Consider the following 22,491-nt stretch of genomic DNA (forward strand, 5'->3'; position numbering starts at 1 on the left):
GTTTAACTCATATATTAACTAATTCAATAGTTTAGAATAAAACTCCAATCCAATGAAAAACTCAAAATACTTGCTCGGCCTGATCGCACTGTTCTTTGTGCTGTCACCACTCACTGTGAGTGGTTTTCAGGAGCTGCCAACCGACCCTTCTGTAAAGATCGGAACCCTTGATAATGGGTTTACTTACTACCTAAGAGAAAATAAGCAACCTGAAAATAGAGTAGAATTCAGGCTAGCCATCAAAGCCGGTTCAATTCTTGAAGACGAAGACCAGCAGGGTCTGGCTCACTTTGCGGAGCACATGCTGTTTAATGGAACCAAGAATTTCGAAAAGAATGATCTGGTAGATTTTCTTCAGAAAATGGGGCTCGAATTCGGTGGAGATTTGAATGCTTACACCAGTTTTGATGAAACGGTTTATATACTTCCAATTCCAACAGACGATCCTGAAAATATTGGAAAGGCACTCACCGTACTTAGTGACTGGGCACATCAGGCCACTTTTGATGATGAGGAGATTGACAAAGAACGTGGTGTTGTTATGGAAGAGTGGAGGCTTAGACTAGGCGCCTTCGAAAGAATGAGACAGCAAATTTGGCCCGTCACCCTGGCGGGATCTAGATATGCTGAACGCTTGCCAATTGGTAAGCCAGAAGTACTGGAGAACTTCGAATATGATGCAGCCAAACGGTTTTACCGTGACTGGTATAGACCAAGTCTAATGAGTCTAATAGCTGTTGGGGATTTTGATGCCCAACAGATGGAGAAGGACATTAAGAAATTCTTCGGTCAGATAGAAGGGCCTAAAGATCCTAAAGAAAGAGTTTATTACTCTCGTCCAGATTTTGAGGGAACAAGAATAGCGGTAGCCAGTGATGAAGAAGCGACAGGAAATACTATTTCTGTAGACTTTATTACACCAGGATCTACAAAAACTGAAAATACGCTTGAGTCATTTAGAAAGGGTGTGCTTAGAGGTCTTTATTCCAGAATGATCAACCAAAGGATGAATGAATTAGTACAGACTGAAAATCCTCCGTTCCAGTTTAGTTTTAGCAACTACGGAGGGACACTGGGAAGAGACAAATCTGCCTACAGGATGTATGTTAGTGTTAAAGAGGACAAGTTTAAGGAAGGTTTTCAGGCCGCTGTTTCTGCCAATGAAAGGGTAAGAAGGTATGGTTTTACAGCAGGTGAATTTGAAAGAGCTTTAGCTTCCTACAAGAATAGCTACGAGCGAAGCGTGAAAGAGGCTGACAAGACAGAGTCTTGGAGAATTATCAACCAATACGTTAGCCATTTCTTGAATGGGGGCTCATTGCTGAGCGCGCAACAACGACTAGAATATTTTGAGCAAGTGATGCCTACGCTAAAACTTGAAGAGGTAAATAGTCTAGCGGATGGCTGGATTCGTGACGACAATCGTACAATTGAGATTAATGCTAAAGCTGCCGATGCCGATAAGATTCCAACAGAAGCAGAGATGATTAGCATTTTGGATAATGCTAGAAATGACAATTCGATAAAGCCATATGAAGAAGAGAAACTGGCGAGTAGCCTTATCACTTCATTGCCGGCTCCGGGTAAAGTTACAGGTGAATCAACCAATGATAAAACCGGTATTACTCAATTGACACTTTCTAATGGTGTTAATGTATATCTCAAACCTACAGACTTCAAGAATGATGAAGTCAGGATGACAGGGTTCAGCTTTGGTGGAGCCTCACTTTATGGTCCTGATGAATTAATGTCTGTTCAAAATGCTGGACAAATCATTAGCCAAATGGGAATTGGAGAGTTTTCTTCAGTTGATCTCGGCAAGTTCATGACAGGAAAGACAGCTTCGGTCAATGCAGGTATCGGCCTATACGAAGAAAGTGTTTCTGGATTTTCGAGTGTCAAGGATCTTGAAACTTTTATGCAGTTGCTACACCTTAAGTTTACTTCTGTCAGAAAGGATGAAAAGGCATATAACAGCTGGTTGACTAGGACTAAAAACGTGTACTCGAATATTACTTCCAGTCCGGATTTTCAATACCGAATTCAAATGCAGGAGATTATGTATGGAGAGGACAATCCTTGGGTTGGATTCCCCACGCCTGAGAAATTCGATGAGATCAATTTGGATCGCGCCATCGAAATCTACAAGGAACGTTTTTCCAATGCAGCCGACTTTCAGTTTGTGTTTGTTGGAAATATAGATATGGACACCTTCAAGCCTCTGTTAGAGCAATACGTTGCTACCCTGCCAGCTTCAGACAAAAAAGAGTCTTACAAAGATGTGGGGCTTCAGGTGCGCAAAGGACAGATCAGCGAAAACGTTTATGTAGGGGTTGATGAGAAGAGTCAGGTAAACATCACCATCAGTGGCGACTATGACTACTCGATGGAAAACAATGGCTTAATGAATGCTATTGCGGGTATTCTCAGTAACAAAATGATAGAAACCTTACGCGAAGAAATGGGCGGTGTTTATGGTGCCGGAGCCAGTGCTCGGCCTACAGAATACCCAAATCCAAGCTTCCTTTTCTCAATATCCTTTCCTTGTAAGCCAGAGAATGTAGAAGCATTAACACAGGCAGCACTCAAAGAACTTGAGAAAATCAAGAATGGAGAGTTTACTGATGAGGATTTACAGAAAATTGTCACCGCTAGGAAGCAGAACTTTGAGGAGTCTATTAAGCAGAATAACTATTGGTCCGCTATGATGGGCGCCTATCTAAAAAGTGGCGATGACTTTGAGATGATCCTTAAAGGAAACGAGCGAGCAGATGCTGTTACCAGAGAAGCCATAGTGGCCGCGGCCAATAAGTATTTGACAGATGAAAATATGATCAAAGTGGTTAAACTACCTGAAAACAGAAAAGAAGGTGACTTGAAACAAGAGATCAAGAAGAATTAAGACTAGGTTTTTCTTAAACTGACGTCATTCTGAATTCATTTCAGAATCTTTTATTTTTCGAAACGAAATTTGGAAAGATCCTGAAACAAGTTCAGGATGACGTTTTCTTTTTTAAGATGATGCTATTTTATGATCACCTCATTGACAATCGGCTGACCAAACTCTTTTGTAAGTAGTACTAGAATCTTATCTCTAGACATATTGAGCTCATGTTTCAGCGGGGCTGAGGAAATATGGACGAACAGTTTTTTGTCTCGAATGTAGACTTTGGAAGTTCTTGACGCGATCGGTTTACCCATAACGCGCTCCCAAGAGTTGATGAGATCCGTTTCATAGAACTTTCCGTCTATCCGAAAAGCTTTGAGCATTTCCCCAATAGCATCCCCAATGGTCTCGGGTTCGCTCTTTCTTCCTTTTTGGGTTGATCTTCGTCTCATTTACTTCCGTTTGGGATGCCAAAAGTACCAATTCAGTAGAAGTGGTTTGGCAATGGATTGAAATTAGTCAATATTTATTGCAAAGTTGTTTACAATGTTCATTCGCAAACTCTTTAAGATAGGGGACAAGGCCAAGTGGCTTACCCTCGAACTGCTGATAGTATTTATCGGAGTTTACTTAGCTTTTTTGTTTCAGAGCTATGCTGAAGGCAACAAGATTGATAAGGAGAAGGAAAAGGTTTTGGTGGGCCTCAAATTAGAACTTGAGGAGTTCAGAACAACCTTCGAACGTTTTGCAGATTTTCAAAGAGGAAAGGTAAAGGAATGGGACTCACTTTTTCAGGCAGGAGAGATAACTGCCTACTATGATTGGCGATATATAGAACCTCAATACAACTTCATGATTATTGAGTATGCCTTAAATCAGAAAGGAACGGATATAGTTGATTTTGAGCTTTATTCAAAGCTATCAGAACTGTACAACGAGATTAAGAAGCTTGAGCATACCGAAAGTTTGATGACTGATCTGGGAATGAATTACAACATCCTGCCTAAAGACCTAGACCCTAAAAAAGGCCAGGGGGCTGTGTTGGCCGCTGAGAATAGGTTCCACTTTTATAAGTTCAAGAATTTTGCTCGCGACAGGGCAGGAGTGCTAGGACGTGTATGGAGTGCCTCATCAAATATTATCGGATTGATTAATGAGGAACTCGGACCAGAGCGATCGAAGGAAGTAGATGCTAGACTCCTTGAGAGGTATGTGACTGGAGGTATTCAGATAGACTTTGTGAAAGAGATATTTGATCAGTACTTCCCACAATATTCTGATGAAGATTTTGACAAAATGATTGAGGAAATAGAGCTGAAGGCTTCTACTAATCGGACTCAATAAAAAGGTCAGAAGCTATCTTATCTGCAAGAAGTTTTCCCTGATCAGTTAAAACCAAAAAGCCTTCATCTTCGAAAATTAGACCTTTACCTGCCAATTTATTCAGGTAGTGCTCTTGCTCTGCTAAAAGGTCAACCTCATATTTGGCTTTTAATAGACTAAGATCGCAACCCCACTTGGTTCTTAATGAGGTTAAAATGTATTCGTTTACCTGATCTTCCAGAGAAAGAGTGATCACCTCGAAAGGAATTTCACCTTCCTCTATTCCCTTTAGGTATTTGGCATTGTTGGCAACATTCGCTTTGCGGAACTTGCCATTATATGAATGAGCGGATGGGCCAATACCCAAGTACTTTTCGTCCTTCCAGTAAGCACTATTATGCTGAGACTCATAACCGGGTTGCGCAAAATTGGATATCTCGTATTGCTCGTAACCATACTTAGACATAATCTCCAAGAGTATTTCAAATTGGTCAGCTGCAAAGTCTTCATCTATGGCTTTTATTTTGCCCTTTTTCAGCCAATTTCCGAATGCCGTTTGTGGTTCAATGGTAAGACAGTAAGACGAAATATGTTCTGGCCTCAGGGTCGTTATCATTTTCAAATCACGAAGCCAGTTGTCATGATTCTCACTTGGCAAGGCATAAATCAAGTCTAAGCTGATATTCTCAAAACCCATTTGGCGTGCCAAGTAGAAAGTATCCATGGCCTGTGAGCTAGAATGCTGTCGGTTCATCCATTTCAGTTGATCATCATTAAAGGACTGCACTCCAATGCTCAACCGATTGACCCCATGATCAAAAAAAGTAGAAAGCTTTTCCTTATCTAGATCATCAGGATTGGCCTCAATCGTAATTTCCGGGTTGCTTGACAGCGCATATTCATGCTGAATGATGCGCATCAGTTTTTTGAGATGAGGGCCTTCGAGCAGTGAAGGTGTACCACCCCCAAAGTAGACAGTGTAAACAGTATCTCTGCCTAGGAAGTCACTCTGCATGACCAATTCGTCTGCAATTGCATCTACCATTGCGTCTATTTGACCAACGGATTGAGTGAAGTGGAAGTCACAATAGTGACATGCTTTTTTACAGAAAGGAATGTGGATGTATAATCCGGCCAAAGTTTCGTTATTTTAAAATCAAACCTAATAAATGTCAGGCTTTCGTGGTGCCATATTGGTCGTTTTCGGCCTAAATTTCTTAATACTTAATTCCTCTTTTGCTCAGAAAGAGATTGAGCTATCAATTAAGAGCAGCCCTGAGCATCAACAGTTGATTAGAAAGTATAAGTATAGTCAAAATCACAGCGACTCCTTAAGTGCCATCCAAACCATTCAGTCTTTAGTGAATCAACTTCACATCGATGGTTACCTGCTCGCAACATATGATAGCATAGTAATTCTTAACGATCAAATGACTGTCTTTCTAGATCCAGGTTCGCCTTTTGAGTGGTTATCCTTAAGTGCTGGAAACATAGCTCGCGATGTACTTCGCAAATCTGGTTTCAAGGAAAGCCGATTTGAAGGGAAGCGCTTTAACCTCAATGCGATTCGAAAAATAGAAGGGAGTATGCTAAGTTATGCTGAAAGAAACGGCTATCCGTTCGCATCCCTTAAGTACGATTCTCTCCGTATTGATGCAAATCAGCTCAATGCGACACTTAATCTAGACCTTGGTCCCTTAATACGCTTTGATTCCGTACATGTAGTAGGCAGTAAGGTGTTAAAGTCGCGCTTTGCCACGGCTTACTTAGGGATACACATGGGCGATCCTTATGATCAGGTAGTAGTAGATGGCATTGTAAGCAAGCTGAGACGGCTGCGATATATGAGGCTTTCTAAAAGCCCAGCACTATCTTTTCAAAACAGCGAGGCTAAAGTGACTTTAGACCTCGAAAAAAGACCTATTAATACCATCGATGGCATCATCGGCTTTTTACCCAACACGAGCCGAGATAACGGTTTGCTGATCACAGGTCAATTTGATCTGGAGTTATACAACCCCTTTGCAACAGGGAAAAAGATTGGACTCCATTGGAGACGCCTAAGTGAAGAGACACAGTCAATAAGCATAGAGTACGATCACCCAAATATTTTCAGAAGTCCATTGTCCGTTGAGACAGACTTTGAGTTCTTAAAGCAGGACACCACTTTTACCAGAAGAGATTTTCGAATTGACTTCTCATTTAACCTAGGTGCGAACAGCGCCCTTAGCTTTTTTACAGATTTTAGAAACACTGACCTGTTAGCTACTTCGCAGTTTGCAAATGCCACTAGCCTTCCTGACATTGTTGACTTTGGTTTAACTAGGTATGGACTTAGTCTGAACCTTGATCGATTGGATAATGCCTTTCTACCTAGAAGGGGTTTGCATTTAAAATTGTCTGCTTCTGTCGGTAATAAGACTATCGATCAGAATATTGATTTACCCTCAGAAGTTTATCAGGGAGTAGACCTTAAGACGCTGCAATATCAATATGATCTTCAATTCAGCAATTATTTGCCATTGGGTCAACGCATGGTGCTATACTCAGAATTGAATGGTGGATTTCTTTCCAACGATCAGCTGTTTCAAAATGATGCTTATCGTCTAGGGGGGCTCAATACTATTCGAGGTTTTAGCGAGAATTTTTTCTTTGCGACAGCATATGCCTACTCAACGGTTGAGTCTAGAGTATTTTTTGATCAGTCGTCCTATCTGTCCCTCTTCACAGATATTGGTTTTATCAGAAGTGATATAGTTGATCGGGTGGGTGATAAGAATGAGTTTGCCCTAGGTTTAGGAGCCGGCATTAACTTTTCTACTAACAATGGTATCTTTAACTTTGTCTATGCCTTAAGCACATCTGAAAGTTCAGGAGGTTTGAACTTCAATCAATCAAAAATTCACTTTGGGTTTACCACCCGCTTTTAAAATGGAAGGTGTCACTGAAATTTCTGCAGTTCTGTTTCGCAACATAGCGATTGCAATTTCTTTGTTACTGTTGGCTACTTATGCGGTGTCGCGAATAGTGTTCCCAAAGATGTTTACCGCTGTATACGATTTCTCCAAGTTTCTAAATTTCAAGCTCAAAGATGAATTTGGTTCCAACCTTAGACTGTTAAGCACAGAGAGCTTCTACTTCACTGTAATTCTATCTGCTTCCTTAAGCTTTGTTGCTTTAATCCTTGTCTTCGGACTGAGCCAAATGGGTCAACTGGCTTTGTTCAGTTGGCTGGTTCCGGAAAGTTTTGGCGCAGGAATATTGATTTGGCTAGGGATGACAGCCTCTTTTCAACTGTTGTTTCTCATTAAATACTTGTTCATCTTCCTGATGGGCACCCTTTTTAATCTTCCAGCTTCTACAAGTCGTCATTTTCAAGAGGTGCAAAGTCTGAACAATTGTTTTGTGTTGGCTATGACTTCGCTTTGTGCTATTGTAGTTTATAGCAATTTTGTCATCCCTGATTTACTAATTAAGGCCATCGTTGGGGTTACACTCATCTATTTGCTTTACAGGTTGTTAAACATTTACATGAAGCTAGAACAACTCAAGCTATATAGTAAGTTATATATATTTTCTTACCTTTGCAGCACGGAAATCATCCCTGCTATTGTAGGGATTAAATTACTGTCATAACAAGCCACATTCGGGTAAAAAGTAGGGAAGTATATGTCTAATAGCATCATTGAGGAGAGGCTGAAAGAAGTTAAGAGTTTACTCGTATCTCAGCCAAAACCGTCTGATCCGAAATCACCATATTATAAACTAGCCGATAAGTACGGAATAAAGGTTGACTTTAGACCTTTCATTCAGGTAGATCCTATCGCAGCAAAAGAGTTTAGAAAGCAGAAAGTTGATATTCTTAAGCATACGGCTATCATTTTTACAAGCCGAAATGCTGTTGATCACTTCTTTGCCATTTGTAACGATTTGAAAGTAGATATTCCAGCTGACATGAAATACTTCTGTATTTCAGAACAGACGGCTAACTATCTTCAGAAATATATTGTCGTCAGAAAAAGAAAAATCTTCACAGGTTCTAGGACGGCTGAAGATTTAATTGAAATTCTGAAGAAGCATAAGAACGAGAAATATCTGTTTCCGTGCTCAAACATTCGCAAGGATGATATTCCAAGGTTCTTGCAAGAAAGCGGATATCAATTCTCAGAAGCTACTATTTACGAAACAGTTGCTAGTGATTTGTCTGACCTTGATAATGTATACTACGACATTATTGCATTCTACAGTCCTAGTGGAATTAACTCACTTTTCGTGAATTTTCCTGACTTCAAGCAGAACGATACACGAATAGCAGTTTTTGGCCCTACAACAGCCAAGGCTGCTAAAGAGGCAAATCTTGTTTTAGATATCGAGGCACCACAGCCTAACGCTCCATCAATGACCGGAGCATTGGAGTTATATATTAAGAAGGCGAACAAACTATAAGATTAGCGAAACCTATAAGGGCACTTGCTAGTTTTGTTGTAATATATTCGCGCGGTTTAAATAAATGGGATATATTTCGCGTTACCACATTATGACAAGAGCTTTTCTGCTAACCCTTCTATGCTTGTGTTGTCATTTGAGTTTGCGAGCGCAACAAGATGCGCAGTTTACTCATTATATGTTCAATCAATTATATTACAATCCTGCATTTGCCGGACTCTCTAATGGCAACACCCTTACGGCTATCCATAGATCACAATGGTTTGGTTATGACGGAACCATAAACAGTGGAGGTGCTCCGAGCACTCAAATGATTAGCTATAACACTAGCTCTAAGTTCTGGAATGGGGGTTTAGGCTTCCATGTTGTGAATGATAATCTGGGTCCATCTTCTAACCTGGAATTTCAGGTTTCGGGATCCTATTTTTTAGACCTACCCAATGGAGCCTCATTGAGTATTGGTTTAAAAGCTGGAATGTTCTCGAGCAGTATTGATTTTGACGAGATTGTGGTTGTCGATCCAAGAGACGGTGTGGGTAATTTATCCGGTAAAGAGTCTCAATTGAGACCAGATCTTGGGGTAGGAATTCTATATAGAAATGGAAATTTTTTTGGTGGTTTCAGCACAAATCACTTAATTCAACCCGAATTCGACTTCGGTCAGGATCAAATAGCCAATCAATTACTTCGACACTACTATTTGACAGCAGGGTATGACTACGCGTTAACTCCCGAACTCACAATCACTCCAACTTTATTACTTAGGTCTGTAGGATTCGATTCTTATAACTGGGATTTGAGTGTTATTGGTCGTTTTAGAGACCAATTATGGGGTGGAGTATCCTATAGACAATCAGAATCAGCTTCGGCTATGATTGGATATAAAGTACTAAAAGATCGGAGTTTGTCGTTGGCATATGCAGTTGACATTGTTTTGACAGATAGGCAAAGTAAGGAGCCGACTTCTCAGGAAATCATGCTCATTTACACCTTTAAGTCAAAAACGAGAGTAAGAAATCTTGGACGAAACATCATAAGAACTCCAAGATACCGTTACTAAACAAAAGTTTGCTTGAGAGTGAAAAATTGAATTTTTTCAAGTCTCAGCGAATTACTAACAATAAAATATTAATTTTCGCGCTTTAAGCGTACTACTGGCAACATTTGAGGAGGTAAATGGCCAGGAAAACTATAAAAACTGACTATGATGAGAAAGTCTGTACTGGGTCTTATGATTGTACTATTGCTTGGCGCTACCGCGGGCTGTAGTATGTTCGATGGCTTCTTAGCAGGAGGAGGGAAAGAAGGAAAGCTACTTGAGGAAGGTCAGCTACTTGGTGTTCTCGATAGAGAAGGTTGGTATCAAGAACTCCCTTATGGTATGGTTGCCATCCCCGCTGGAACATTCTTTATGGGCCAAGCTGATGAAGATGTAGCTGCCTCTCAAATAAATTCGAATAGACAAATCACAGTGAGTCCATTCTTCATGGACGCTGAAGAAATCACAAATAACGAATATCGTCAATTCCTATATCACGTTTCTGAGCTAGCGCAAAATGGAGATAGATACTGGGATGCCACTTTGATTGCATCGGTGATGCCCAATCCTAAGGTGTGGGAAGAAGAGTTTACCTATCACTATGCCGATCGTATGACACAATACTATTGGAAGCATACTGCCTTTGATAACTACCCTGTGGTTGGTGTAAGCTGGGAAGCTGCCGAGAAGTTCGCAGAGTGGAGAACCATTAATCTAAATAATGGTCAACAAATAAAGTATGAAGGAGGCGGAGGTCTATTTTCTTTCGGAGGGAAGAAAAAGGAAAGAGAAGCTGCTGCTGCAGCCGCTGATGCAGGACCTGTCCTTGGTGCTGTTGGACCAGCTGGTACAGCTAACGGAGCTGCTGCAAGCACTTTTGTAGATACTTCCCCAATCGAAACTAGATATCCTGACTTTAGACTACCTACTGAAGCGGAGTGGGAATATGCCTCTAGAGGCGGTAGAGAAATCGTTAAGTACCCTTGGGGTAATCCTTATACCAGAAATAAAGATGGCTGTTTCTTGGCCAATTTCAAGCCTGGTAGAGGTGCTTACGCTGATGACGGCTATCCCTATACCGCACCTGTGAATGCCTTCTTGCCGAACCCATTCAACCTCTACAATATGTCAGGTAATGTTGCAGAATGGTGTAGAGATGATTTCTCACCGGTTTATAATCCATTGGTTTGGGATTTGAACCCAATGTTTACCTACAACCCAGAAACAGATAGCGATAGCCCACACTTTGGTAAGAAAGTGGTGAGAGGTGGTGCATGGAACGATGTATCCTACTATTTGCAGACGGGAACAAGATCTTTTGAATATCGTGATGTGGCTTCGGCTTCTATCGGTTTCAGATGTGCCATGGACTACCTTGGCCAACAGTAATTTCACCTAATGAATAATTTGAACTTCAACCTAACTAAGAAAAAAAATGGCTAGTAAATTCGTTAACAACTTTTATGGCAACGTAATGCCCAAGATCTATGGTCTTGGTGCTTCTGTAGTAATTGTTGGTGCTATGTTTAAGCTTGAGGGCTGGGCAGGTGCAACGGTAATGCTTGTTACAGGTCTAAGTGTGGAAGCACTAATTTTTGCTTTCTCTGCATTTGAACCTAAGAGTACTGATTATACCAAACTACTATACGATCATTCCAAAGACAGCAATGGAGCGGCATCTGACAAGGGAGACATCTCTTTGCAGAAAATGCTTAAAGAAGCAGCCATGAATAAAGAAGGCCTTCAAAACCTGAAAGCAGGAATGGACAACTTGGCTAATAATGCTAAGCAAATGGCTAGTATGTCTAATGCATCTGTGGCCACGGATGAGTACACCAAAAATGCAAAAACTGCAGCAGCTTCTTTAGCTAGAATTGACCAATCAAGTGCGCAGGCAGCTACTGCCTTTAGTGAAGTAGCCAATACTGTGAAAGGCTCTGGTTCAAATCAAACACAATTAAAAGCGGCAACTGAAGCTTACCAAGCGCAGTTGAAAGATGCTGCTACTCAACTTCAGGCTTTGAGTGGTGCATATAAAACGGAATTAGCAGATACTGAATCTGTAGCAAAATATATGAAAGGCTACCTATCGAACATGGAAACCATGATCAAAGGAGCTATGAATACCGCTAAGCAAACAGAAGAGTTCCAGGATCAAATGGCGAAACTGAATTCGAATGTTACTTCGCTTAATAAGGTATATGGAGCGATGTTATCTGCAATGAAACAGACTAACTCTTAAGCTGAAGGATAATGGCAGGAGGTAAAGAAACCCCACGGCAGAAGATGATTGGCATGATGTATCTCGTGCTAACAGCTCTTCTTGCCCTACAGATTAAGGACTCCGTACTGGAGAAATTCGTATTGATGGAAAGTGGTTTGGAAGTTTCAAACGCATCTTTCTTAGACTATAACCAAACGATTTTATCGGATATTAAATCGGATGTTGTCAATCAAGGTGACAAGGCGGGTGACCAGGCTGTTGCAGCAGTTGCTCAAGGCGTAAGAGACTATACAAATGGTCTTGCTGCTTATTTAGATAATCTAAAGTATGAACTCGGCAAAGCTTCCACAGGAGGTGATACGGCCAAGCTTAGAAAAAGATCGACACTGAAGAAATACGAGGAGCCATCTAACTATTTGGTGAATCAGGGGTTCGCAGATGAGTTGAAAGAAAAGCTCGATGCATATCCAGAACAGGTGAATGCATTAATCAACTATCTTGAAAAGGGTGGTATGAACACTGAGTGGATGGAGTCTATTGCCTTAAAGGCAGATGACATTAAGATGTATGAGAACAATCAAGAGGAGAAAAAGAAAGACTATGCACACTTTAACTTCTATAAGGCACCTTTGGCCTCAGTTCTTGCACAGTTAACTTTTTATAAAAATCAAATTTATAGTAAAGAGGCTGTGGCACTTAACAAGTTGAAGTCACTCGTTGGAACGGCTGTTTCAGTTGATCCTAATGGCGTTCCTCAAATTGGAGGTTTGGCTTCTGTTGCACCAACTCAATCTGAAGAGCCTGCAGCTACTGATGACAATGTTACCAATACTCCACAGACAACTCCAAACAGACCATCAGCCACAGCGGATGGTGCAATTGATCCTGAAGATTTCTTGACTGGAGCTTTTGCAGGTATTGATTATGCCCAAGCTACAGTACTTTCAGAGTCTAACATTATCACAGCTGGTCTCGAGTTTAATGCGCAAGCCTTCTTGACACTTGGTAATTCTTCGCTTCAACCGACAGTGAAGATTAACGGTCAGGAAATTGACGTGGTTAATGGTAGAGGTATTGTAAACTTTAAGGCTTCAGCAGGGGAAAGTGAATATGATGCGAATGGACTTGCTGAAAAATCTTTTGAGGTAGAAATTACTGCTGATGATGGTACTGGTAGTCAGATTACTAGAACCACCACCCACCCTTATTCTGTAGCCAGACCCGTAATTGATGTAAGGTCTCAGTCTGTTGACGTACTATACCTAGATTGTGCAAATGCCTTAACGATTAATGTGCCGGCTCTCGGGCCAGCTTATCAGCCTAGTTTTACTGTCACTGGTGGAACATATACTCAAGGGTCTCAAAAGGGCCAAGTGAGTATTGACCCTCAACAAAGAGAAGTGAAGATTGATGTATCAAGTGCAGGACTCTATATCGGTCAAAGACAATATGAAGCGCGCAGGGTGCCTAATCCAACTTTTGATGTAAGGCCAGATAATCAGGCCTACAATGCAAATGCAGGTTTAGATAGAATGCCTACAAGTCTACAAATTGTATTGGCCGCTGATCCGAACTTTGCAGAAAGATTCCCTGAAGATGCGACTTTCTTGGTAAGCAAAGGGGAAGTTATTCTTTCAAGAGGTAAGACCCGAAAGAGAAGTATCCCTATTGCGACTAATGGTCCTACAAATCGCATTGACCTTAGTGCAATTAGAAGCCTAATGGCTTCAGGAGATAGAATAGTCGTGTCAATCGAAGAGATTGTAAGGATAAATTACGCTGAGAAACTTATTCCAATTCAGTTCTCAGGTAATAAAACCATGAATATTAACTAAGAAGATCATGAGAATACGAATTGCGACCTTATTGATGCTTTTTGCTGTGACATTAGTCTCGGCACAAGAAGAAGGGACTGGCGTAGACCCTGCTAAGTTTCTAGAAACTATCGAAAGCACTACCAAGGTTGCAGGGCTAAATAGTGCTCGTAAGCGTAACAATGAATTTTCTATTCGTCCAATTCGTGACGAAGATGTAATGTTTAGCATTCGTCTTTGGTCGAAAATGAATTTTAACGAAAAGCAAAATTCAAATTGGAATGCAAAAGAATCTCGTGTTACCAAGATTATTCTTGAGGGTATTGAAGCTTACTACAGTGCTCAAAACGAGGCATTAGATCAGGTTGTAGGCATTACACCTTATGTGACTTTTGAGGCAGGTTCTAAGTCTTTTGATGAAGACGCAATTCTTTTGGAAGAGGATTATAGAAACAACTTGAAAGATTTCTCCACTGATCAAGGAAACTATGATGAAAATCTGAGACCATCGGATAGAGCAGAGTTGAAATTGAGAAATGGGGGCCAATTCAATGGCTACTCTGATGCAAGATTAGATTCGATCATTGATACTGAATTTGCTAGAAACTCTTCAGCTAAGGCTCTGGATCCTACCAATAAGGGAGATCTTGATGTGTTACTGTTAGAGGAAGACTTGCTCTTCGATAGAAATCAGTCATTGGCAAAATGGGATATTGTTTCCATTACGCTAATTGCTCCACCGAAGGCATCTGTTGATGGTTCTGAGAGAGAGATCGTTAGAATTAAATTCCAAGAGTTCAAGGCTTATGTAGATAAAGTCTATGGCGATAGTAATAAGGATGCTGCCTATTGGTATAACGATCGTAACCCTCGAAATAAGGAGTTGAGCTTCTCACATGCTTTTGACTTGCGATTGTTCAGTACCTATATCACTAAGTTCCAGAATATTGGAGATGATAACATCCAGACGCTTTATGGAAAAGCAGATTATGACTATTCAATTATTGAGCAGGCCATGAAGAAGCGTTTCGAACTGTTAGAGAAAATGCACAACCTCTGGGAATACTAGAAAGTGCCTAATGATAAATAAAAAGGAAGCTATTTAGCTTCCTTTTTTTGTTGAAAGAAGTTCTTGATAAGTCGGGTTCTGGCTTCTCCTACTAGCTCGTTTAGTTCGGCCTCAGAGGCGGCTTCTATCTTGCTCATGGTTTTGAACTCCTTGAGAAGCTTACTTACCGTGACTCGCCCGAGACCCTTGACATTCTCCAGTTCAAAGTTGAAGCTGTTCTTGCTCCTAAGGTCGCGGTGGAAGGTGATCGCAAACCTGTGAGCTTCGTCTCGTAGTTTTTGAATAAGCCTTAATGACTCTGATTTTTTGTCTATATGAAGGGCGAATTGATCGCCAGGAAAATAGAGCTCTTCCAATCGTTTGGCGATACCTATTATTGGGATAGTTCCGTAGAGGCCGAGTTCTACTAAGGCGTCACATGCGGCATTTAATTGTCCTTTACCCCCGTCAATAACAATTAGCTTAGGCAGAGGGGCTTTTTCCTCTAAAAGGCGCTTATACCTTCTTCCAACGACTTCCTTCATCGATCCAAAGTCGTCTGGCCCCACAACTGTCTTGATCTTATAGTGCCTATAATCCTTCTTAGAAGGTCTCCCCATTTTGAAACAGACCATAGAGGCCACTGGATTGGTGCCTTGAATATTAGAGTTGTCAAAGCACTCGATATGGGTAGGAAGTTCTTTTAATTGGAGATCGTTTTGAAGCTGCTTTAAGACTCTGTTTCCCTTGTCTTTTACATTTTCCAGAGAAGCGTATTTCTCTTTCTTGGCAAAGAGCGCGTTTTTGAGCGAAAGATCAATGAGCTTCTTTTTGTCTCCTATTTGAGGTTGAATGGTTTTGAAATTGTCCGATACAAAGTCAATGGGCTTGTTCACCAAGACTTCTTTCGCGCTGCTCTGATATTGATCACGCAGCTGAATTAAAATGAGCATGAGAATGTCTTCGTCAGACTCATCAAGCCTTTTCTTCACCTCTGAAGTTTGAGATAGGTTGATGGTTCCGTTTTTAATCCGCAGGTAGTTGACAAAGGCCCACTTTTCATCTGTAATGATTGTGAATACATCCAGATCAGCAATCTTTGGACTGACCACTATAGATTTCGACTGGAAGAGATCTACCATGTCCAGTTTTTCCTTGAACTTCTGAGCCTGCTCAAATTCTAGGTTTTCAGCGGCAGTACTCATTCTTTCTTTGAAATACTGCTTAGGAACAGCTAGACTTCCTTTGAGTATGTTGATCGCCTGATCGATGTCTCTTAGATAATCCTCTTCCGTTTGCAGTCCTTCACAGGGACCTTTGCAATTGCCAATATGATATTCGAGACATATTTTGAACTTGCCTTTCGCTATGTTCTCTTCAGACAGATCGAAGCGACAGGACCTTAATGTGAACAGATTATTAATCAGTCTGAGCACATTGTTCATCACCTTTACATTGGCGTAAGGGCCAAAGTATGTTCCATTAGAAGGAATGAACTTTCTGGTGCTATAAATTCTCGGGAATCGCTCGTTCGATACGCAGATATAAGGGAATGTCTTATCATCCTTTAGTAAGATGTTATACTTCGGTTGATTCTGCTTGATAAGATTGTTTTCCAACAGCAGGGCATCAAACTCTGAATTAACTAGTGTGATCTCAATTTCTTTGATTTCGCTAACAAGCCTTCTGGTCTTGCGATTGACTCCTGCATTCTTATTAAAGTAGCTGGAAACCCGTTTTTTAAGACTTTTTGCCTTGCCCACATAGATAAGAACCCCTTCTTCGTTGAAGTAGCGGTAGACGCCTGGACTATCAGGGAGCTTTAATATTTCGGATGGGTTAAACCGGGCGACCTCCATGGGTCGAAATTAATAAATCTCGTCATCAAAAATGATGGTACTATCAGATGTACTAAGGACATCAGTGAATTTTTGACAATCAATTTCCATGCTCAATTCAGCGGGTCTGTCAAAGAAGGATTTTTCAATGCCTAGGGTAGTGTCTGCATAGACTTTTTGCATAAATAACCCAACGATGGGCATCGCAGTTCTTGCTCCTTGTCCATTAGCCCAGTACTTAAAACGTATGGATCTATCATCGCCACCGACCCAAGCGCCTGCTATTAAATCTTTAGTAATAGCCATAAACCAACCGTCTGATGCATTTTGTGTGGTTCCTGTTTTGGCTCCAATTTCGTTTTTCTCTTGTTTAGCGTCAACTAGTCCATACGTATGATAAAGTCCTCTTCCCGATCCTGATTTAGCCGTTTCTTGCAACATATTGAGCATTACGTAAGCCACGTCTTCACTGATGGCTCTACTCTTTCTTGGGGGTTCATTGTAGATAACATTTCCAAACCTATCCTCGATTCGACTTACGTAATAAGGTTCGATATGCACCCCTTTGTTCACGAATGTTCCATAAGCACCAACGAGTTCATGTAAGGAGGCTACTTCTGTTCCTAGTGCGATAGAGTAATAAGGAGGGATGGTACTTTTGATTCCAACTCTCTTGGTCATGTCTACCACCTTTTCAGGTTTTACAATATTCATAACTCTTGCGGTGACTGAGTTTACCGATTTAGCCATCGCTGTCTTTAGCGTCATGTCCTCACCACTGAATCTGTTTTCAGCATTTTGCGGACTCCAAGGCTCATCTTGAAAAGGAATATCGATTGATACTGCTTCATCTTTGAAAGTATAACATGGTGAGTAGCCTTGTTCCACGGCTGTGGCATACACAAATGGCTTGAATAGAGAGCCTGGTTGTCTTTTCCCTAAGCGCACGTGGTCATACTGAAAGTGAGTATAATTGATTCCGCCTACCCAGGCTTTTATTGCACCAGTTTTCGGGTCGGTAGCCATAAAACCACTTTGAAGAAACTGTTTATAGTATAGTATGGAATCTACCGAACTCATTACTGTATCAATATCTCCATACCATGAAAAGACTGACAGTTTTTTCTTCTTGTTCATATAGTAGTCAACAGAATCAGACTCTTCACCAAACTGTTTGACTAAGTTTCTGTAGGCTTTGGTACGAGGGATTACATTGTCTTCTAAAAATCCATCAATATCTCTGTTCTTGGAGTCAATCCAGAGGCTTCTATCTTCCACTGATAATAGTGAATCAAACCGATGCTGCAATGTCCGCATGGCACTATCCGTGGCCTGTTCAGCATAGGCTTGCATTCGGCTATCTATGGTAGTATAAATCTTTAAACCATCAGCATATAGATCATAACCCAACTCACGAGCCAACCTTCTCAGGTCGCCTCCGGCTACCCCTCTAAAATATTGGGCAAGCCCTGCATTTTGATCCTGCTGCTTTAAGGTAAGTTCAATGTCTTTTACTTTCAGTGTATCATAGACTGTCTGATCTAGAAAGCCATACTTTACCATCTGACTCATCACGATATTCCTTCTACGCTTAGAGTTTTCAGGGTTGTTATCAGGTCTGTAAGTGGTAACTCCCTTTTGCATTCCTGCCAATACGGATGCTTCGGGAACGGTAAGTTGACTCGGTAGTTTGTTAAAATAGGTCTTTGCTGCTGACTTAATTCCATAGGCATTATTACCAAACTCAACCGTGTTATAGTACATGGCCATTATCTCCTGCTTGGTGTATGACTTTTCAAGTCGAACAGAAAGGATCCACTCTTTAGTTTTGTAGATAAGCTCGTCAAGCATTCGGTTCTTACCTTCCAGTTTGCCTTTTTCTCTTTCGGCTAATACCCGCGTAGAGAAAAGCTGCTTGGCTAATTGCTGACTGATGGTACTACCTCCACCTTTACGGTTGAATGTAAGGACCCCATAAGCTACTCGAAACATACTTTCGAGGTCAATACCTGAATGCTTTTCAAAGCGAATGTCTTCAGCGGCCAATAACGCGTTGACCAAGTTTTCACCCAACTCATCATAGGTTACTGGGTTTCGATTATCTCTAAAGTAACCAGAACCCAATTGTACACCATCGGAAGTATATAGAGTAGAGGTCAGGTTTTGTTCAGGGTTTTCCAATTGAGAGTATGAAGGAAGCTCACCGAACCAATTATTCATATTGGAACTGACCGCCCATATGTAAGTTGGTAGGCCAACCACGCCTAATACAAAAACCGCCCAAGCTGCAATTGTCAGCTTTCTTAGCAGGGGTCGATTTTCGGCTATTTTACTTTTTAGGCTCATCTATTGATAAAATTTGTCATGAAAAATCATGTACTCGTCAATCTTCTCGCTATCAAACAAGAACTGTAAGTTGTCGATAGAGATAGCAAAATTATGAAAATTAGTGTCTTCTTGATTAATCGCCTCTGACAAGACTTCAGATAACACATCTCTATAACGCTGAGATGCGGATTTAGTCTTAAAAGAGTTGATATAAAGTATTTCTAAGTTCTCATTCTTTTTTAAAGTGAGATTGCCAATAGAAAGCCTTTGGTTTGGAAACCTTTCACTGTTCAATGCATTGATCGCAGCTTTTATTTCTTCAGCATCATTCAGCGTTTTATCAATTGTTATTGCCACGAGGTGTTGTTGCTGAAAGTCTTCGCTGAAGTCGAAGCCTCGGTCGGAGAGGATCTCATCTTTGGCTGGTTTTAATGCCGAGAGCAAACTGTTGGCGTAATCGAAAAGCGGCCCTTCTGTATACTTAGCGGTAAAGTCTTCCAATGCCTTTTCATACGGAAAAAGTCCTTCTGTTTTGGCTTTCAGTATTGCCGATAAGAGCTCAACAGTCGGTAGAAAGTCTACATCTTCAAACGAAGCTAGGGCAGCCTTTAACATTTGATCAGCTTCTACATAATTGCCGGCCTCATATTGGGTGTAAGCATCTGCATACTGCTGTTGTAACCTTAAGTTTCGTGCTTCCTTTTCCTGAACATAGTTGGGATTAATAAGCACTTTGGCTGTCAGACTTTCTGGAAACTCGGCTATGATAAGCCGCTTGTAATCCTCAGCTCTGCCAGGGTCTGTGTTTTCGAAAAGTGTATAGAGCGCAAAAAGTGTCTCTAAGCGAAATTCGGTTTTTGGGAATCTACTTAACAGGGTTTCATAGCTGTTGGCAGACTCACTATTTCTTTTTAGGCCAAACCTATAGATACGACCTAGATTAAAGAAAGCCTCTTCGATTTCAGCATTTGCTACTGCCTTCTGTTCAGCAGATCTGGGTATGGTTTCAAGAAGCTTTTGTTTTTCTGCTGCTGAACCGCCATCTCCTGATCCAGACCCTCCATTTCCTTGACTTTCGTTTGGGTTATTGTCGGATAACAATGATGGGTCTATTCCAACAGCAACTGTAGTCTTACTAGATCTTCTCCAGTTATCTTCAAGGGGTCTGTTGCCCCAAACTCTTTGAAACTCTTGTTCCCCTTGACTGATGGCCACTTGGTTATAGAAGTACCAAGTATCATCATCCGAAATGTCTGTATTGGTATTTGTAACCGATGGGTTAATAGGGTTGCCTTTCCTCTTTTGCCTGTCGAGCTCCTTCTGTTTTTCTGCTTGAGCACTTAGGTATTGGTCTAGAAAAGCATCTAGGGAAACGGGATTCATCTCGGCAAGATTGAGAAGACTATCATTTCGTGAGATCGTATTTAACTGAGTCACAAAGTCTTTCAAAATCCCCTGCTTTTCAACAATGGCCTCATAGTTCTCAATGTCTTCAGGCAACTTTGTTATTGCGCTATCATAGTATCTGCTTGAAAGCTGATAGTTTTCATAAGGGTCAAAATAGATTTCTCCCAATTTCAAGAAATTCAATCCCTGCTGGCGCTGATCAGGTTGTGTTACCTGAGTTCCTGTTCGGTAATTCGTGATGGCGTTCAGTAATTTGCCTCGTTGTTCTTCCAACTGGCCCATTACATAGTAGATTTTATCCTGATACTCGAGGTTCTTCCCATCCTTTAGCATTTTATCAAAGGTTTTGTACACCTTTTCAATTCTGTCGGGGCTGGACTTAGAATAATCGGTCAAGGCCATTTTATTCAACTCAGAATGAAACACTAACTCGTAAGGAGGATTGCCCTTAAGTGCCAGATCGTAGTAATCAAAGGCCTCTTGTCCTTCACCATTTTTCTGAGCGATTTGGCCGAGGATAAAATTGGTTCTGGCTTTTTGATCCCGGTTGCTGATCAATTCATTAACCTCCTGAAGGGCTGTGGCTATGCCGGCTTCATTACCCTGTCGCTGGTGATAGTAAGCGAGCAAAACTTTATAGTCTAGGTTGTTTTCAGGTGTCAACTCTTCTTCTAAGGTCAAATAATTCGAAACGTCTGTCGCATTGTCCATGTCGCCCATATCCATATAAGTGCGCATTAGGGCGATCAAAGCTTCTTGCCGAGCGCCATCATCTTTACTGGTTTGATTGACAAATTGAAAAGTCTCGATTGCGTATTGGAACTGAGCCCTTAGATGCCTGATTTTGCCTATGAGTATGTAGCTGTCATCTACCCAGTCGCTGGTTTTGTACCATTCTATTACTTGAGAAGCCTTTTTGAAAGCATCATCAAGCTTTTCTTCATTGCCCTGAACAGTGCCTGAATCTATGTCTGGAAAGACTTTAAGAATATCATTGAAATTGTAGTCGTATTTGTCTTCCAGGCTTTGATAAACCTCGTCTATGTATTGGTTGGCGTAGAAATACCCATTATAGCGGGCATTCATGTTCTGATAGCCTTTAGAATTGCAACCGACCAGGCCTACGACTAGGAGAAGACAAAAAAATCTTTTGATATGTAAATTGCTGATTTTCAAATCAGAGTGATTTCTGAATAGGAACGAACAATAAGCCGCAATTAATACAATAAAAGGTATCTGGTTAGGTTTTAATCAATATTTTTGTTTCCCTTGATTTTTTATTGTGGCAAGATTCAAGAAGACCCTTTCTAACTGGTTAAATACCAGACATATTTTCATCGTTCAGAATGAGGAAGACTTTTCTGAGAAAGCCACCTATAAGTTTACCTATGCAAAAATAGCCTTCTTTGGTTTTTTGGCCTTTTTGGTCGTTCTCACAATCAGTATTTATCTAGTCAATACGGTCCTTGCGCAATGGTTTGATCCTCGTTATGCCGAACAAGAAACTAGGAAAGACTTAGTTCAGATGAGCATATCTCTCGATTCGTTGACACAAGAGCTAGAAAGTAGAGATCAATTCATTACGAGTTTTAAGAAGATAATGGAGGGAGATGTAACTTCAAATGAAGTACCAGAATCCCAAGCCGCACAACCGCGTGTTCCGGGAAATGCAGAGCAGTTAGCAATTACCGATTCAGTGTTCAAAACCGAATTTGAGAGAGGAGGGGACTTTCTTTTAACTGGAGAAATACAAAACGATGAGCTAAGGCAGCTTTATTTCTTTTCACCCTTTACGGGCTATATTTCGGAACCCTTCAACGCTCAGACTGAACATTATGGAATTGATGTGGTTGCTAAAAAGGATGAGCCTGTCAAGAGCATTGCAGATGGTACGGTGATTCTGGCCAGTTGGACCCAATCTGAAGGTAATGTGATTGCGGTTCAGCACAGAGAGAATTTAATCTCGATATATAAACACAACTCTACACTCACTAAGGAAGTGGGTGATTTTATTACAGCAGGTGAAATTGTGGCCATTATTGGTAATACGGGAGAACTGACTTCCGGCCCACACTTACACTTTGAACTTTGGTACAATGGTTCGGCCGTAAATCCGGAAGAATTCATTTCGTTTTAA

Annotated in this window: 16 protein-coding genes; 11 read left to right on the forward strand and 5 right to left on the reverse strand. The window is 41.0% G+C overall.

The genetic code is table 11. The features are described 5' to 3' along the window. Positions 1–52: 52 nt before the first annotated feature. Positions 53–2,902, forward strand: a complete 2,850-nt coding sequence (locus tag J4E76_RS10465) for a pitrilysin family protein (RefSeq protein WP_208503914.1) — start codon at positions 53–55, stop codon at positions 2,900–2,902. A 122-nt stretch (positions 2,903–3,024) separates the two neighbouring features. On the opposite strand, the gene J4E76_RS10470 is transcribed toward J4E76_RS10465, so the two are convergent. After that, entirely contained in the window at positions 3,025–3,339 is a 315-nt protein-coding gene (locus J4E76_RS10470; protein WP_208503916.1) for a DUF721 domain-containing protein, read from the reverse strand. A gap of 94 nt (positions 3,340–3,433) precedes the next feature. Here J4E76_RS10470 and J4E76_RS10475 point away from each other — a divergent pair, with 94 nt between their 5' ends. After that, positions 3,434–4,231 (forward strand): hypothetical protein, encoded by a 798-nt coding sequence (locus J4E76_RS10475; RefSeq protein WP_208503918.1) that lies wholly within the window; start codon positions 3,434–3,436, stop codon positions 4,229–4,231. Here J4E76_RS10475 and hemW read toward each other — a convergent pair. Then, positions 4,215–5,348 carry a radical SAM family heme chaperone HemW gene (gene hemW / locus J4E76_RS10480; protein WP_208503919.1) on the reverse strand — a complete coding sequence of 378 codons (1,134 nt, stop codon included), beginning with the start codon at positions 5,346–5,348 and terminating at the stop codon, positions 4,215–4,217. The genes J4E76_RS10475 and hemW overlap by 17 nt on opposite strands. A gap of 31 nt (positions 5,349–5,379) precedes the next feature. On the opposite strand from hemW, the gene J4E76_RS10485 reads away from it, so the two are divergent. The 8 genes from J4E76_RS10485 (at position 5,380) to J4E76_RS10520 (ending at position 14,802) form a co-directional block, all read left to right on the forward strand. Continuing rightward, the gene (locus tag J4E76_RS10485) at positions 5,380–7,140 is read left to right on the forward strand and encodes a BamA/TamA family outer membrane protein (RefSeq protein ID WP_208503922.1); all 1,761 of its coding nucleotides are present in this window, start codon (positions 5,380–5,382) and stop codon (positions 7,138–7,140) included. After that, positions 7,118–7,846: a DUF4271 domain-containing protein gene (locus tag J4E76_RS10490; RefSeq protein ID WP_208503924.1), complete on the forward strand. Its 729-nt coding sequence runs from the start codon at positions 7,118–7,120 to the stop codon at positions 7,844–7,846. Before J4E76_RS10485 ends, J4E76_RS10490 begins: the two co-directional genes overlap by 23 nt. A gap of 33 nt (positions 7,847–7,879) precedes the next feature. Further along, on the forward strand, positions 7,880–8,656 hold the full coding sequence (locus tag J4E76_RS10495) for a uroporphyrinogen-III synthase (RefSeq protein WP_208503926.1): 777 nt from the start codon (positions 7,880–7,882) through the stop codon (positions 8,654–8,656). A gap of 91 nt (positions 8,657–8,747) precedes the next feature. Beyond that, on the forward strand, positions 8,748–9,716 hold the full coding sequence (locus J4E76_RS10500; RefSeq protein WP_236017400.1) for a type IX secretion system membrane protein PorP/SprF: 969 nt from the start codon (positions 8,748–8,750) through the stop codon (positions 9,714–9,716). Positions 9,717–9,863: 147 nt separating this feature from the next. Continuing rightward, on the forward strand, positions 9,864–11,084 hold the full coding sequence (locus J4E76_RS10505; RefSeq protein WP_208503930.1) for an SUMF1/EgtB/PvdO family nonheme iron enzyme: 1,221 nt from the start codon (positions 9,864–9,866) through the stop codon (positions 11,082–11,084). Between the two features lie 46 nt (positions 11,085–11,130). Further along, positions 11,131–11,937 (forward strand): gliding motility protein GldL, encoded by an 807-nt coding sequence (gldL, locus tag J4E76_RS10510; RefSeq protein ID WP_208503932.1) that lies wholly within the window; start codon positions 11,131–11,133, stop codon positions 11,935–11,937. An 11-nt stretch (positions 11,938–11,948) separates the two neighbouring features. Next, positions 11,949–13,754 carry a GldM family protein gene (locus tag J4E76_RS10515; protein ID WP_208503934.1) on the forward strand — a complete coding sequence of 602 codons (1,806 nt, stop codon included), beginning with the start codon at positions 11,949–11,951 and terminating at the stop codon, positions 13,752–13,754. 7 nt (positions 13,755–13,761) lie between these two features. Then, positions 13,762–14,802, forward strand: coding sequence for a hypothetical protein (locus tag J4E76_RS10520; protein ID WP_208503936.1), 1,041 nt, complete (start codon positions 13,762–13,764; stop codon positions 14,800–14,802). A 29-nt stretch (positions 14,803–14,831) separates the two neighbouring features. Here J4E76_RS10520 and uvrC read toward each other — a convergent pair whose 3' ends face one another. The 3 genes from uvrC to J4E76_RS10535 are packed head-to-tail and all read right to left on the reverse strand — an operon-like array spanning position 14,832 to position 21,440. Next, positions 14,832–16,640, reverse strand: a complete 1,809-nt coding sequence (uvrC, locus tag J4E76_RS10525; protein WP_208503938.1) for an excinuclease ABC subunit UvrC — start codon at positions 16,638–16,640, stop codon at positions 14,832–14,834. Between the two features lie 9 nt (positions 16,641–16,649). Continuing rightward, positions 16,650–18,965: a penicillin-binding protein 1A gene (locus J4E76_RS10530; protein ID WP_208503940.1), complete on the reverse strand. Its 2,316-nt coding sequence runs from the start codon at positions 18,963–18,965 to the stop codon at positions 16,650–16,652. Further along, positions 18,966–21,440 carry a lipopolysaccharide assembly protein LapB gene (locus tag J4E76_RS10535; protein WP_208503942.1) on the reverse strand — a complete coding sequence of 825 codons (2,475 nt, stop codon included), beginning with the start codon at positions 21,438–21,440 and terminating at the stop codon, positions 18,966–18,968. Between the two features lie 196 nt (positions 21,441–21,636). Between J4E76_RS10535 and J4E76_RS10540 the strand changes: the two genes are divergently transcribed. Then, positions 21,637–22,491, forward strand: coding sequence for a M23 family metallopeptidase (locus J4E76_RS10540; RefSeq protein WP_370592801.1), 855 nt, complete (start codon positions 21,637–21,639; stop codon positions 22,489–22,491).

The organism is Roseivirga sp. E12 (genome assembly GCF_017592825.1).
Classification (GTDB): domain Bacteria; phylum Bacteroidota; class Bacteroidia; order Cytophagales; family Cyclobacteriaceae; genus Roseivirga.

What these genes read in the sequence shown, in the direction of transcription:
- J4E76_RS10465 (WP_208503914.1), top strand. Translation starts at nt 53, where the DNA reads ATGAAAAACTCAAAATACTTGCTCGGCCTGATCGCACTGTTCTTTGTG.
- J4E76_RS10520 (WP_208503936.1), top strand. Translation starts at nt 13,762, where the DNA reads ATGAGAATACGAATTGCGACCTTATTGATGCTTTTTGCTGTGACATTA.
- J4E76_RS10505 (WP_208503930.1), top strand. Translation starts at nt 9,864, where the DNA reads ATGAGAAAGTCTGTACTGGGTCTTATGATTGTACTATTGCTTGGCGCT.
- J4E76_RS10495 (WP_208503926.1), top strand. Translation starts at nt 7,880, where the DNA reads ATGTCTAATAGCATCATTGAGGAGAGGCTGAAAGAAGTTAAGAGTTTA.
- J4E76_RS10515 (WP_208503934.1), top strand. Translation starts at nt 11,949, where the DNA reads ATGGCAGGAGGTAAAGAAACCCCACGGCAGAAGATGATTGGCATGATG.
- J4E76_RS10535 (WP_208503942.1), bottom strand. Translation starts at nt 21,440, where the DNA reads ATGAATGCCCGCTATAATGGGTATTTCTACGCCAACCAATACATAGAC.
- gldL (WP_208503932.1), top strand. Translation starts at nt 11,131, where the DNA reads ATGGCTAGTAAATTCGTTAACAACTTTTATGGCAACGTAATGCCCAAG.
- J4E76_RS10485 (WP_208503922.1), top strand. Translation starts at nt 5,380, where the DNA reads ATGTCAGGCTTTCGTGGTGCCATATTGGTCGTTTTCGGCCTAAATTTC.
- J4E76_RS10470 (WP_208503916.1), bottom strand. Translation starts at nt 3,339, where the DNA reads ATGAGACGAAGATCAACCCAAAAAGGAAGAAAGAGCGAACCCGAGACC.
- J4E76_RS10500 (WP_236017400.1), top strand. Translation starts at nt 8,748, where the DNA reads ATGACAAGAGCTTTTCTGCTAACCCTTCTATGCTTGTGTTGTCATTTG.
- J4E76_RS10475 (WP_208503918.1), top strand. Translation starts at nt 3,434, where the DNA reads ATGTTCATTCGCAAACTCTTTAAGATAGGGGACAAGGCCAAGTGGCTT.
- uvrC (WP_208503938.1), bottom strand. Translation starts at nt 16,640, where the DNA reads ATGGAGGTCGCCCGGTTTAACCCATCCGAAATATTAAAGCTCCCTGAT.
- J4E76_RS10530 (WP_208503940.1), bottom strand. Translation starts at nt 18,965, where the DNA reads ATGAGCCTAAAAAGTAAAATAGCCGAAAATCGACCCCTGCTAAGAAAG.